This is a genomic window from Mesorhizobium sp. CA6 (genome assembly GCF_020165035.1).
Taxonomy (GTDB): domain Bacteria; phylum Pseudomonadota; class Alphaproteobacteria; order Rhizobiales; family Rhizobiaceae; genus Mesorhizobium.
In genome coordinates, this window is sequence record NZ_JAIUHI010000014.1 from 26,500 (window position 1) to 39,567 (window position 13,068).

At 64.2% G+C, this 13,068-nt stretch carries 13 protein-coding genes; 10 read left to right on the top strand and 3 right to left on the bottom strand.

The genetic code is table 11. The annotated features are described in order from the left end of the window. Positions 1-83 precede the first annotated feature (83 nt). Positions 84-1,397 carry an ABC transporter substrate-binding protein gene (locus LB526_RS20910; protein WP_411909037.1) on the top strand — a complete coding sequence of 438 codons (1,314 nt, stop codon included), beginning with the start codon at positions 84-86 and terminating at the stop codon, positions 1,395-1,397. 103 nt (positions 1,398-1,500) lie between these two features. On the opposite strand, the gene LB526_RS20915 is transcribed toward LB526_RS20910, so the two are convergent. After that, a complete protein-coding gene (locus tag LB526_RS20915; protein WP_224526221.1) occupies positions 1,501-2,145 on the bottom strand; it encodes a GntR family transcriptional regulator in 645 nt (214 codons plus the stop codon). 324 nt (positions 2,146-2,469) lie between these two features. On the opposite strand from LB526_RS20915, the gene LB526_RS20920 reads away from it, so the two are divergent. The 8 genes from LB526_RS20920 to atzF are packed head-to-tail and all read left to right on the top strand — an operon-like array spanning position 2,470 to position 10,738. After that, positions 2,470-3,597 (top strand): BMP family ABC transporter substrate-binding protein, encoded by a 1,128-nt coding sequence (locus LB526_RS20920; RefSeq protein ID WP_095768062.1) that lies wholly within the window; start codon positions 2,470-2,472, stop codon positions 3,595-3,597. Between the two features lie 57 nt (positions 3,598-3,654). Further along, entirely contained in the window at positions 3,655-4,743 is a 1,089-nt protein-coding gene (locus LB526_RS20925; protein WP_224526218.1) for an ABC transporter permease, read from the top strand. Continuing rightward, complete coding sequence (locus LB526_RS20930) at positions 4,743-5,669, top strand: ABC transporter permease (RefSeq protein ID WP_224525841.1); 927 nt, start codon at positions 4,743-4,745, stop codon at positions 5,667-5,669. The genes LB526_RS20925 and LB526_RS20930 overlap by 1 nt, the downstream gene beginning before the upstream one ends. A gap of 14 nt (positions 5,670-5,683) precedes the next feature. Next, on the top strand, positions 5,684-6,385 hold the full coding sequence (locus LB526_RS20935) for a cysteine hydrolase family protein (RefSeq protein ID WP_224629592.1): 702 nt from the start codon (positions 5,684-5,686) through the stop codon (positions 6,383-6,385). A gap of 10 nt (positions 6,386-6,395) precedes the next feature. After that, positions 6,396-7,928 carry an ABC transporter ATP-binding protein gene (locus LB526_RS20940; RefSeq protein WP_224629593.1) on the top strand — a complete coding sequence of 511 codons (1,533 nt, stop codon included), beginning with the start codon at positions 6,396-6,398 and terminating at the stop codon, positions 7,926-7,928. Then, positions 7,928-8,596 (top strand): cysteine hydrolase family protein, encoded by a 669-nt coding sequence (locus tag LB526_RS20945; protein WP_140655605.1) that lies wholly within the window; start codon positions 7,928-7,930, stop codon positions 8,594-8,596. Before LB526_RS20940 ends, LB526_RS20945 begins: the two co-directional genes overlap by 1 nt. Next, positions 8,589-8,939: a cupin domain-containing protein gene (locus tag LB526_RS20950; RefSeq protein WP_224629595.1), complete on the top strand. Its 351-nt coding sequence runs from the start codon at positions 8,589-8,591 to the stop codon at positions 8,937-8,939. Before LB526_RS20945 ends, LB526_RS20950 begins: the two co-directional genes overlap by 8 nt. Continuing rightward, positions 8,936-10,738, top strand: coding sequence for an allophanate hydrolase (atzF, locus tag LB526_RS20955; protein ID WP_224629598.1), 1,803 nt, complete (start codon positions 8,936-8,938; stop codon positions 10,736-10,738). The genes LB526_RS20950 and atzF overlap by 4 nt, the downstream gene beginning before the upstream one ends. 85 nt (positions 10,739-10,823) lie before the next feature. On the opposite strand, the gene LB526_RS20960 is transcribed toward atzF, so the two are convergent. Further along, entirely contained in the window at positions 10,824-11,687 is an 864-nt protein-coding gene (locus LB526_RS20960; protein ID WP_224629599.1) for an alpha/beta fold hydrolase, read from the bottom strand. Positions 11,688-11,917: 230 nt separating this feature from the next. Continuing rightward, positions 11,918-12,106, bottom strand: coding sequence for a hypothetical protein (locus LB526_RS20965; protein ID WP_141245374.1), 189 nt, complete (start codon positions 12,104-12,106; stop codon positions 11,918-11,920). Between the two features lie 277 nt (positions 12,107-12,383). Here LB526_RS20965 and LB526_RS20970 point away from each other — a divergent pair, with 277 nt between their 5' ends. Further along, complete coding sequence (locus tag LB526_RS20970; protein ID WP_224629600.1) at positions 12,384-12,794, top strand: CBS domain-containing protein; 411 nt, start codon at positions 12,384-12,386, stop codon at positions 12,792-12,794. Positions 12,795-13,068: the final 274 nt, after the last annotated feature.

Below are 13,068 nucleotides of genomic sequence, written 5' to 3' on the forward strand. Positions count from 1 at the left end.
GACGGCGGGCGTCGTAGCGATCGAAGCATGAAGCCAGTCCAGCGTGGAGTGGCGCAGACTCAGTAGGAGGAACTGATATGAAAATGAAGAAAGTCCTGTTTGCAGCGGTCTCGGCAGGCGTGCTGATGCTCGCAAGCCCGAGCCTTGCAGCGACGGAATTGACCGTGCAGCGCTTTTTCGGTGCCTGCGATGCCGATTTCGGCACCAACACCGATGTCGCCAAGGCAGTAGGCGAATGCGGCATCATCACCTCGCTGATCAACAAGTTCAACGCCGACAACCCCGATGTCCACGTCAGCGTCAGCACTGTGGAATGGCCGGGCTATGACCAGCTGACCGCGCAGTTCGCTTCGGGCGAGGCTCCCGACATCGTCACGATTCATGAATCCGCGCTTTCGGATTACCAGTCCAAGGGGCTGTTGATGCCGCTTGACGATCTGTTGAAGTCCGTCGGCGTCACACCCGATTCCTTCACGGACGCGGCGCGCAACGGCGCCACTAAGGACGGCAAGATCTATGGCCTGCCGATCGACAGCTGGACGATGCTCTATCACATCAACATGGATCTCTTCAAACAGGCTGGCCTCGTCACTGCCGACGGCACGCCGATCCTTCCGACGTCGCCCGAGGAGCTGCTCGCCCAGGCCGAACAGTTCAAGCAGAAGACCGGCAAGCCCTACTTCGTTCAGAACCTGGCCAATGAGACCGCGCTCTACACGCGCAATCTCTACACCTATCTCTTCCAGCAGAATTCCGATTTCTTCGCCGATCCAAAGCATGTGAAGCTGAACACGCCGGAAGCCAAGAAGGTCGTCGAGATGTACAAGGCGATCTTCGACAAGGACTACACTACCAAGGACCTCGACTATGGCGGCGCCATCAACGCCTTCCTTGCCGGTGGAGGTGGCGTGCAGCTCAATGGCACGTGGGTCGTCGGCGACAACAACGCCCAGTCCGAAACCAAGGGCACGGCCCTCAACAAGGGCGGCTATGCAGTCTACCCGTATCCGCAGCTATTTGCCGGCGCCCATGCGCAATATGCCGATGGCCACACCTGGGCAGTCTCGCAGAAGGACCGCACACCCGAACAGACCGCGGCTATCGGCAAGTTCCTGAAGTTCTTCGCCGACCATGACTTCGATTGGTCGCGCACCGGCCACCTGCCGGCCTACAAAGCCATCATCGCCTCGGACGCTTTCAAGGCGCTGCCGCATCGCAATACCATCGCCGCGGTCGCCGATCTCGGCAGGCCGCTGCCGTCTGCGGTACAGCGCCAGTTCGCGATCCAGGACATCGTGGGCGAAGAGATGAGCGCTGCAATCACCGGCCAGAAGGACGTCGATGCCGCGCTTGCCGACATGGAAAGCCGCGTCAACGAATTGCTCGCCAACATTTGACTGCAGGTTTCTCGAAAACGCTCTCGATGCCCGCGGCTGAAGGCCGTCGCGGGCATTCTTGGTCAATGAAGCAGCACCGCTTCTTCGGACCGTGCGGAAATTTTCAGGCCACATCCCGCCGATTTGGCTTGCGATCGTCAGCCGCGAACACCGCGCTCGCCTCGCTGACGATCGAGACATGGTCCCTGGCGGCCTTGCCCGCAGCCATGCTGTCTCCGCGCATGATTGCGGTGACGATCAGGTCGTGTTCCTGCCAGGATTTGGCCAGCCGTCCGGGCAGCATGAACTGGGCGCGGCGGAAGGGTGCCAACCGGCTGCGGGTCATCACGGTGAGTTCGTGGATATGCGCATTGTGGGCGCCACGATAAAGCCGGCTATGAAACTCGGTGTTGAAATACTCATAGTCCTCCTCGGCGCCCAGCTGCACCATCCGCGCCGAAGCCTGGTGCTCGATCTCGAGCCCGCGACGCTCGCTGCTGGTCATGCGCTCGGCCGAGAAGCGCGCGCAGATCGCTTCCAGCTCGGCCATGCTCTCGAACATCGAGGCGAGATGTTCCTGCGTCACGACGGCAACGATAGCGCCTCTGTTGGGCCGCCTCTCGACCAGGCCCATGGCGCTGAGCTGGCCGAGCGCCTCCCTGACAGGGGTGCGTGATACGTCGAAGCGAGCGGCGAGCGCGGTCTCGTCCAGCTTTTCGCCCGGACGCAGGTAGCCGGTGACGATCCGGTCGCCGATCGCCCGAACCATCTGATCCACGGTCGTGCCCGACCTGATCAAGCTGCGCTTCCCCGACAATTTTCCTCCGTCGCGTCTTCTCGTGGAGTCGGCCGACTCGTTGGCCTTTCGACTCAGGCATGCCCTCTATGCCTCTATTTTAATCTGTCTGTCAAATTGGCTACTTTCAAGGCAAAAAGTGCATGCAATTGCCTCCGGCATAGGCATAAGCCTCCGATCTGATAACTGATTTTATTGGATAAATTCCAAGACATAAACTGGCACGGCGGTTGCATGCACTTTCTTGGACGGCATGTTAACCGACCCGGAAAAGGGTCCCAAAGGGGAGCATTCACTATGACCGACAGATTCATGCTTAACCGCCGCCAACTGCTCAAGACCTCAGCCGCGGGAGCCGCGCTCGGCCTGGCCTCGGCATCCTTTCCGATCAGCCGTGCCTTCGCCGCCGCCGCCACTGTCGGCTTCATCTATGTCGGCCCAAAGGACGACTACGGCTACAACCAGGCGCATGCTGAGGGGGCGGCCGCGCTGAAGGGCATCGAAGGCATCTCCGTCGTCGAGGAGGAAAACGTTCCCGAGACGGTCGACGTCCAGAAGACGATGGAATCGATGATCAACCTCGACGGCGCCTCGCTGATCTTCCCGACCTCCTTCGGCTATTTCGATCCGCACATGCTGGCCATGTGCGCGAAATTCCCCGACGTGCAGTTTCGCCATTGCGGCGGCATGTGGGACAAGGCGAAGCACCCGATGAATGCCGGCTCCTATTTCGGCTATATCGGCATGGGCCAGTACCTGAACGGCGTCGTCGCCGGCCACACATCGAAGTCGAAGAAGCTAGGATTCGTCGCCGCCAAGCCCATTCCGCAGGTGCTGCTCAACATCAACTCCTTCCTGCTCGGCGCGCGCTCGGTCGATCCGTCGATCACCTGCCAGGTCATCTTCACCGGCGAATGGTCGCTGGCGGTGAAGGAAGCGGAAGCCACCAACGCGCTGGTCGACCAGGGCGCCGACGTCATCACTTGCCATGTCGACAGCCCGAAAGTGGTGGTCGAGACGGCCGCGGGCCGCGGCGCCTTCGTCTGTGGCTACCACGCCAACCAGAGCCCGCTGGCGCCGGAAAAATACCTCACCGGCGCCGAGTGGAACTGGGCCAAGGTCTACAAGATGTTCGTCGACGATCTCATCGCCGGCACGCCGCTACCCAATTTCACCCGCGGTGGACTGGCCGACGGCTTCGTCAAGATGAGCCCGCTCGGTCCCGCCGTCGGCGAGCCGGCCCGCAAGCAATTCGACGCCACCCTGGCCGAAATGATGAAGGGCGGCTTCTCCGTCATCAAGGGCCCGCTGAAGAGCAACAAGGGCGCCGTCGTGGCGACGGAGGGCCAGGCCTTCGTCGAGACCGCCATCGAGCTCGAAAGCATGGACTATCTCGTCGAGGGCGTCGTCGGCTCGACCGCCTGAAGCCGAGCGGAGACGGGGACGATGGCGGATACGGTCAGCAGTGCGGAGGCGCCGGCCATGCTCGGCGCCAAGGGATATCCGGCGGCGCTGGAATGGATCGCGCGGCGGGCGGAGGCTTTCGTCATTCCGCTCGCGGCACTTGTCGCCGGCATGGTGCTGTTCAGCCTGTTCATCGCCCTGGTCGGCAAGTCCCCGGTCCTGCTTTACGAGACCATGTGGCGGGGCGGCTTCGGCTCGTGGTTCTCCATCCAGAATTCGCTGTCGCGGGCCGCACCGCTGCTGCTGGCGGCGCTGTGCGTGGCACTGCCGGCGCGGCTCGGCCTCGTCGTCATCGGCGGCGAGGGCGCCATCGTGCTCGGTGGCGTCAGCGCAGCTGCCATAGGCGTGATGCTGAGCGGCGCGCCTTCCTTCATCGTCATTCTTGCCATGGGCGTGGCGGGCCTGGCCGCCGGCGGCATCTGGATCGGTGCCGTCGGCGCGCTCCGCCACTACCGGGCCGTCAACGAGACCATTTCCAGCCTGCTGATGGCCTACATCGCCATCGCCTTGATGAACCAGCTGGTGGAAGGGCCGCTGCGCGACCCGGCCTCGCTCAACAAGCCCTCGACCCAGCCGCTCGCCGACATCTACCGCGTCGGCAACATTCCGGGCATGGAGGTGCATTGGGGGCTTGCCGTCGGCGTCGTCGCCTGCGTGCTCTCCTGGGTGCTGATCGAAAAGACCCGCTGGGGCTTTGCCGCCCGCATTGCCGGCGGCAATGTCAGGGCAGCGCAGGTGCAGGGGCTGGCCGTCGGACCGCTCATCGTCGGCTTTACCGCGCTTGCGGGCGGCTTTGCCGGTCTTGCCGGCATGCTGGAAGTCGCAGCCGTGCAAGGCAGCGCCAACGGTTCGCTCGCCGCCGGCTATGGCTACACCGGCATCCTTGTCGCCTTCCTCGCCCGCCATAACCCGCTGGCCATCATCCCGGTTGCCATCCTGCTCGGCGGCATCGACGCGTCCGGCGGTCTGATCCAGCGCCGCATGGACCTGCCCGACGCCACCGTGCTGGTGCTGCAAGGCATGCTGTTCATCGTCATCCTGCTCAGCGAAACCTTGTACGGCCGCTTCAAGGCCTTCAATCCCGATTTGTGGCGGAGGGCCTCGTGATGGATGCGACCGGGATCGGCCTCTGCGGCGTGCCGCTCGCCATCCTCGGCGGCGCGATCCGCGTATCGACGCCCTTTATCTTCGTTTCGCTGGGCGAGGCCATCACCGAGCGCTCCGGCCGCATCAATCTGGGGCTGGAAGGCACGCTCGTCTTCGGCGCCATGACCGCATATGCGGTCGCGGTCATGACCAGCTCGCCATGGCTCGGCCTGCTGGCCGCCGCGGCCGCCGGCCTTTGCTTCGGCCTGTTCCATGGCTGGATCTGCAAGTTCCCGAAAGTCAACGACATTGCCATCGGCATCGCGCTGATGCTGTTCGGCTCGGGGCTCGCCTTCTTCTTCGGCAAGCCGTTCATCAAGCCGAAAGCGCCCAATCTTCCGGCCATTCCCTTCGGCGCCTGGTCCGACATTCCGCAGGTGCAGGCGGCACTCGACGTTAACGTCCTGTTCCTGATCGGTGCGGTGCTTTCGCTGGTCCTGTGGTGGGCCTTCCGCAATACCCGCGCTGGCCTCATCGTGCGCGTCGTCGGCGACAGTTCCGATGCCGCGCGCGCCATGGGCCTCAACCCGAACACAGTGCGCCTCATCGCCACCGGCGTCGGCGGCGCTTTGGCCGGCATCGGCGGCGCCTATCTGTCGCTCTACTATCCCGGCAGCTGGACCGAGCGCATCTCGTCCGGTCAGGGGCTGATGGCGGTGGCGCTGGTCATCTTCGCGCGCTGGAATCCGCTCGGCTGCTTTGCCGCCGCGCTTCTGTTCGGCGGCGCTGGAGCGCTCGGACCGGCGCTGCAGTCGGTCGGCGTCACGCAAGGCTACTATTTGTTCTACGCCGCCCCCTACATCCTCACCCTCATCATCATGATCGCCACCTCGTCGCCGACACGCTCGCTAGCGGGCGCGCCGGGCGAATTGTCGATCACCAGATAGCTGGAGTTTTTGCCATGAACGCCAGAGCCGAAATCACCCAGCGCTATATCGACGCCGACCCGTATCCATGGCCCTATAATGGCGAGCTTCGCCCCGACAATACGGCGTTGATCGTCATCGACATGCAGACCGATTTCTGCGGGCCGGGCGGCTATGTCGATCATATGGGATACGACCTGTCGCTGGTGCGCGCGCCGATCGAGCCGATCAAGTCCGTGCTGTCGGCCATGCGCGCGAAAGGCTACACCATTATCCACACCCGCGAGGGCCACCGGCCCGACCTCGCCGACCTGCCCGCCAACAAGCGTTGGCGCTCGCGCCGCATCAATGCCGGCATTGGCGACCCCGGCCCCTGCGGGCGCATCCTGGTGCGCGGCGAGCCGGGTTGGGACATTATCCCCGACCTCTACCCGATCGACGGCGAGCCGATCATCGACAAGCCCGGCAAGGGCTCCTTCTGCGCCACCGACCTGGAGCTGATCCTCAACCAGCGCGGCATCGAAAACATTGTGCTGACCGGCATTACCACCGATGTCTGCGTGCACACCACCATGCGCGAGGCCAACGACCGCGGCTTCGAATGCGTGATGCTGGAGGACTGCTGCGGGGCGACCGACTACGGCAATCATCTTGCCGCGATCAAGATGATCAAGATGCAGGGCGGCGTCTTTGGCGCGGTGTCGAGCTCGGCGCCCTTCGTCGCCCAGCTGCCGTAAGGAAACCAGGATGAGCGCGATCACCGGCAACAAGGCCGTCGGCGTCGAGACGATCGGCATGACCATGCGTTTCGGCGCCTTCACGGCGTTGGGCGACGTCTCCATCAAGGTGCCGGCCGGATCTTTCCACGCGCTGCTTGGCGAAAACGGCGCCGGCAAGTCGACGCTGGTCAAATGCATGATGGGTTTTTATCACCCGACCGCCGGCGACATCCTCGTCGACGGCCGCGAGGTCGCGATCGCCAGCCCCAGGCACGCCTCGGCGCTCGGCCTCGGCATGGTCTACCAGCATTTCACGCTTGTCCCCTCGCTCACCGGCGCCGAGAATCTGGTCATTTCGCGTGAGAAGGTTCCCGGCGTGATCGACTGGCGCAAGGAGCACGGCGAGCTTGCCGCGTTCATGGATCGAATGCCGTTCAAGCTGCCGCTCGACGTCAAGGTGGCCGAGCTCGCTGCCGGCGAGAAGCAGAAGCTGGAGATCATCAAGCAGCTTTATCTCGGCCGCTCCTTCCTCGTGCTGGACGAGCCGACCTCCGTGCTCACTCCCGGCGAGGCGCAGGAAGTGCTTGGCCTGGTGCGCGCCATGACCAGAGCTGGCGACCTGACCGTGCTGATGATCTCGCACAAATTCCATGAGGTGACGGCATTCGCCGACGATGTCAGCGTGCTGCGCAAGGGTAGGCTGACCGGCACTGGCCGCGTCGTCGACCTCGACCGCAAAGCCATGGCGGCGATGATGATCGGCGACCAGCCGATCGCGGCCCTCGACAGCCGCGCCGAGCCCAGGCCGGACGCCGAGATCGTGCTCGAGGTCAAGGCGCTGAAGGCGCCGGACCGCACCGGGCTGAAGTCGATCCGGATCGAGGATCTCGGCGTGCGCGCCGGCGAGATTGTCGGCATCGCCGGCATCTCCGGCAACGGCCAGAAGGAATTCCTCGAAGTGCTGGCCGGGCAGCGCCCTCGCGATGCCGGCGAAATCATGGTGCGCGGCGCCGCCTATGCGGCAACGCGGGCCGAGGCGCGCGCTCTCAATGTGCGGCTCATTCCCGAGGAGCCGCTGAAGAATGCCTGCGCGCCGAAAATGACGGTGGCCGAAAACATTTCTTTCCGCACCTTCGATATCGACGCCAACGGCAAACCGGTGAGCTGGATCAGTGCCGGCGCCATCAGGGCATTCAGCGCCAGGCTGGTCGAGCAGTTCAAGGTCAAGACCGCATCCCTTGCCTCGCCGATCGCCTCGCTGTCGGGCGGCAATGTGCAGCGCGCCGTGCTTGCCCGCGAGCTCACCGGCAAGGTCGACCTTCTGATCGTCTCCAACCCGTGCTTCGGCCTCGACTTCTCGGCCGTGGCCGAAATCCGCGCCCGCATCATGAAGGCGCGCAATGCCGGTGCCGCCGTGCTTCTGATGTCGGAGGATCTCGACGAACTGCTCGAGCTCTCGGATCGCATCTTCGTCATGTCGGACGGCGCGCTGGTCTACGAGACGCCGATCGCGCAGGCCAGTGTCCAGACTATCGGCGAGCACATGGCGGGACATCACTAATGGCGGAAATCGCAGCGCAGCCATTTCCGTTCGCCTTCAAGCCGCGGACCATGGCGCTGGTCGTCATCGACATGCAACGCGACTTCGCCGAGCCCGGCGGCTTCGGCGCCAGCCTCGGCAATGACGTCAGCCGGGTGACCGCGATCGTGCCGACGGTGAAGCGGTTGATCGACGGCTTTCGCGCCGCCGGCCTTCCGGTGATCCACACGATGGAGTGCCACCGGCCCGACCTTTCCGACCTGCCGCCGGCCAAGCGCAATCGCGGCAATCCGTCGGTTCGTATCGGCGATGCCGGGCCGATGGGCCGCGTGCTGATCGCCGGCGAGCCGGGCACCGCGATCCTCGACGAGCTTGCGCCGCTGCCCGGCGAGATCGTCATCGAGAAGCCGGGCAAGGGCGCCTTCTATGCGACCTCCTTCGGCGATGACCTGAAAAGGCTCGGCGCCGAGCAGCTCGTCTTTGCCGGCGTCACCACCGAAGTCTGCGTGCAGACGACGATGCGCGAGGCCAACGATCGCGGCTATGAGTGCCTGCTCGCCGAGGACGCCACGGAAAGTTACTTTCCCGAGTTCAAGGCGGCGGCGATCGCCATGATCAGGGCGCAGGGCGCTATCGTCGGCTGGACGGCGACGACCGACCAGGTGCTCGAGGGAATTGCCAATGCCTGATCTTGCCTTTGCCGGCCTGCTCGACGGCGGCTGGCGCGATCTGGCGTTCGAGCCTTTCCGCGACGGCATCGGCGTGCACTGGCTGCTGAAAGGCGGGCCGGTCGAGCCGTCCGTCGCGATCCTGAAATACCGGCCCGGCGCCGGCGTGCCGCGCCACCGCCATGCCGGCCTGGAGACCATCGTCGTTCTGGAAGGCATCCAGAGCGACGAGAACGGCGACTATCCTGCCGGCAGCGTGATCCTCAATCCGGTGGGAACCGAGCATTCGGTGTGGACGAAGGACGGCTGTGTCGTGCTGATCCAATGGGACCTGCCGGTGATCATTCTGGGGGAGACGAAATGAGCGATGTCCACTTCGACATAGCGAGCCTGCGCGCCGCCTATCGTGGAGGTGTCGGCGTTGGCGATGTGATCGCGGCGATTTATGCCCGCATCGAGGCTGCCGACGATCCGGGCATCTTCATCCATCTCGCCGCCAGGCCGGATCTGCTTGCCGCGGCCGAAGCGCTCGGCCCGTTCGACCCGGTGGCAAAACCGCTGTGGGGCATTCCCTTCGCCGTCAAGGACAACATCGACGTCGCCGGCATGCCGACGACGGCGGCCTGCGCGCAATACACCTACTGGCCCGACAAGGACGCCACCGTGGTGGCGCGGCTCAAGGCCGCCGGCGCGCTGGTCGTGGGCAAGACCAATCTCGACCAGTTCGCAACCGGCCTCGTTGGTGTGCGCACGCCCTGGCCGATCCCGCGCAACGCCATCGACGGGGAGCTGGTGCCGGGCGGCTCCTCCTCGGGCTCGGCGGTGGCGACGGCGCGCGGCATCGTCTCCTTCGCGCTTGGCACCGACACCGCCGGCTCCGGCCGCATCCCGGCTGGCCTCAACAACATCGTCGGGCTGAAGCCGACCGTCGGTGCGTTGTCGACGGGCGGCGTCGTTCCGGCCTGCCGCACGCTCGACTGCGTGTCGGTGTTCGCGCTGACCGTCGACGACGCCTATGCAGTGTTCTGCGTCGCCGCAGCGCGCGATGCGGCCGATCCTTATTCGCGCGACATCGCCGTCCGGCCGCTCGCCGCGCGCCCGCCTGTGCCGAGCATCGGCATCCCGGCAAGAGCCGACCGGAAATTCTTCGGCGATGCGGCGATGCAGGCCGGCTTCGAGACCTCGCTCGCCATGCTGTCGCGGCTCGGCTGCCGGCTGGTCGAAATCCCGTTCGGCGATTTCTACGCCACCGCCAACCTTCTCTATGAGGGTGCCTGGGTGGCCGAACGCTATGCCGCGATCCGCGATTTCATGGAAGCCAACGAAGCGGCCATGCATCCGGTGACGAGCAAGATCATCGGCGGCGCCAGGAAGCTGTCGGCGGCGGACGCTTTCCGCGGCCTCTATGCCTTGCAGGCCTACCGGGCCAAGCTCGCCCCGCTCATCGCCTCGGTCGACCTGTTCTGCGTGCCGACCGCGCCGACGCACTACACCACTGCCGCCGTGCTCGCCGATCCGGTCGAGACCAACAGCCGGCTCGGCACCTACACCAATTTCGTCAATCTGCTCGACATGTGCGGCATCGCCGTGCCGACCGGCACGCGCGACGACGGCCTGCCGATGAGCGTGACACTGCTTGCGGCCGCCGGACTGGACGGCCTTGTGGCGTCCATCGCGCGCGATCTCCATGCCGCGAGCGGTCTCACCCTCGGCGCGACCGGCTGGCGCCAGCCGAGCGTGCAGCCTGTCGGCGCGTCGGCCGAAGACGGCACGATCGAATTGGTGGTGGTCGGCGCTCACCTCTCGGGAATGCCGCTCAATGGCCAGCTCAAGCAGGCCGGCGCCCGGTTCTGCCGGGCGATGAGAACGGCCTCCTCATACAAGCTTTATCAGCTCGCCGGCCAGGCCACCCCCAAACCGGGACTGGTCCGTGTGGAGAACGGCGGCACTGCGATCGATGTCGAAGTCTGGCGGCTGCCTGCCGAGGCCTTCGGCCGCTTCGTGGCCGCCATCCCGCCGCCGCTGGGCATTGGCAACATAGAGCTTGACGACGGCAGCAGCGCCAAAGGCTTCCTGGTGGAATCCGTGGGCTTGCTGGGCGCTTCCGACATCTCGTCATTCGGCGGCTGGCGCCGCTTTCTATCTGATCGCGTTCCCGTTTGAATGTGTCGTCAACGGACTCCGCGAACTGCTTTGCATGGAATCAGTGCCGGGCACGTCGTTCGAACGATGACGAAGAGGGTGCCGCTCAACGATTGCTATTATGCGCTGCTGCCGACAGTCCCGAACCCGACGCGTGCTGATGCCAGACGTCGAGCACCGCGGCAACGATTGCTTCGGGCGCGTCTTCCTGGACGAGGTGCTTGGCGTTGGAAATAACCGTGAATGACGCGTTTGGAATACGCCTCGCGAGTTCCTCCCCATCCTTCAGCGGGATGAACTCGTCTTCAGCACCCCACAGGATCGTCACTGGGCAGCGAATCTCGCCATAGCGCCATTCGACCTCCTCGCTGTATTTGTCGTCCATTTGAGCGATCTGGCGCCAGAACGCCTTCTGCCCCTCTTCCTCAAGCCAGGGATCGAGATAGAGCCGCACCTCCTCCTCAGCCAAAGTGCGCTTGACCGCCGCGCTGATATACGCGCGCAGCATGGCCTCATGGACATAGGCGGGCAGTCTCGCGAACACCTCTCCATGCGCTTTCGCCGCTTGCACCAGCGCTGAACCCTGCGGGCTGATCGCGACCGGGTCGATCAATATGAGGCTGCGGTAGTCGACACCGTCAAGCAAATGCGCACGCAGCGCCACCGAGCCACCGAAGTCATGCGCCACGATATCGGGCTGCTCGGCACCCCAATGGTTTACGAGTGCCGCGAACAGGCTGTTCTGAGTGCCGTGCAGGACGTCGCCCTCGGGCTTGGTCGAGCGTCCATAGCCGAGCATGTCGTAGTAGAAGACCCGTCGATGCCGCGCGAGCCATGGCACGATCCGCCGCCATTCGAGCGAAGAGAATGGCGAGCCATGCATGACGACCGCGGGCGGCCCTTTGCCAATGACGCCCCAGGCGATCTCATCACCGTTGAAGTCGAACCGCTCGGGCAACTGCCAATCCATGGCTTTTCTCCTGATCAGATTTCCACTGGGATCGAAATCACTCGTGCTAGCCAGGTAGAATCCGGATTACGGCCGTGAACAACGAATGCACGCAGCGCATTCCCCAGCCCGTGCCCGACTGGCACTTAAGGCAGCATCTGCAGCATCCGGCGGCCATGCATGGCAAATGACCGATGCCATTCACAGGCCGATGCAAATGATCCCGGGACCAGTGATCCAAGCCCCGACTGTCAGACGCTCGACGCCGATCTGTCCGAAATCAGATGGCGCAAGAACCATTGAGCTGCGAGATCCGCGACTTCGTCCAGGGCGCCGGGAGGCAGCGCCAATACGATGACGTCGTCGCGCCCGACAAAGCGAACGAGTTCCCTGGCCAGTCGCCGTCCGGCCTCGCGGCGATCTGTAAAGATGGCAGCCATGACCTTCGATCCGCGTGCTTCTGTTTTCCCGGTGTATATTCTTTCAGCCTGCGGCCACTCTCGTGGGATGGGCTGCGGCACCGGTATCGTTTTTGGAACTCGCTCGCTGTCTCGACGTTCCAAGAATAGTTTCGATCGCGAGGGACGCGCGTTGACGCGCGGATCGAGCAGACCGCGATCCGTGTCCGGACGCCTGGCGATCTCGCGATGCGCAGCAGGAGGCGGGTTGGGCCTCAGCAATCAGAGAGAGGAACATCCCATGCAAGTTCAGGAGATCATGTGCCGTCGGACCGAACTGGTCGGCCCGAACACGACGATCAGGGATGCCGCCCGGAAAATGCGGGCCGACAATCTCGGCGCCCTTCCGGTCGGCGAGAATGACAGGCTGGTCGGCATGGTGACAGACCGCGACATTGTGATGCGCGGCGTCGCCGAGGAGCGCTCAGCCGGCAACACGACCGTTCGCGAGGTCATGTCCGAGCATGTCCATTGGTGCTTCGACGACGCCGATGTCACCGATGCGGCGAAGATCATGGCCAAGCATCAGGTGCGTCGTCTGCCGGTGATCAACCGCGACAAGCGTCTCGTCGGCGTCATTGCTCTGGCTGACCTCGGGCGGACCGATGAGGAAGCCGCCAAGATCGCCCTGGAAGGCATTTCGGAGGCGACGGACGATCCTCGGCGCTAGGGCAATTCCAGGAAAAGTGCGTAGCGGTTTTCCGTCCGGAATTGCGTAAAAACAAAAGCTTGGAGCGGTTTGGCGATTCCGTGAAACACTGAACCGCTCTAGACGCTCGCCTGAGCGGTTGCGGCCATGCGTTCTCCTCCGTCGGGGCTGAACGTCTCCTGCTCAGGCAGCCTTCAGTTTGGCTACTATCGCGCTTTGACGTCTATGCGGCGTGTCTTGTCCTTTGCAGCGGGATTCTTCGGAAGCTCGACAGCCGACAAGAATGCGCCTCGGG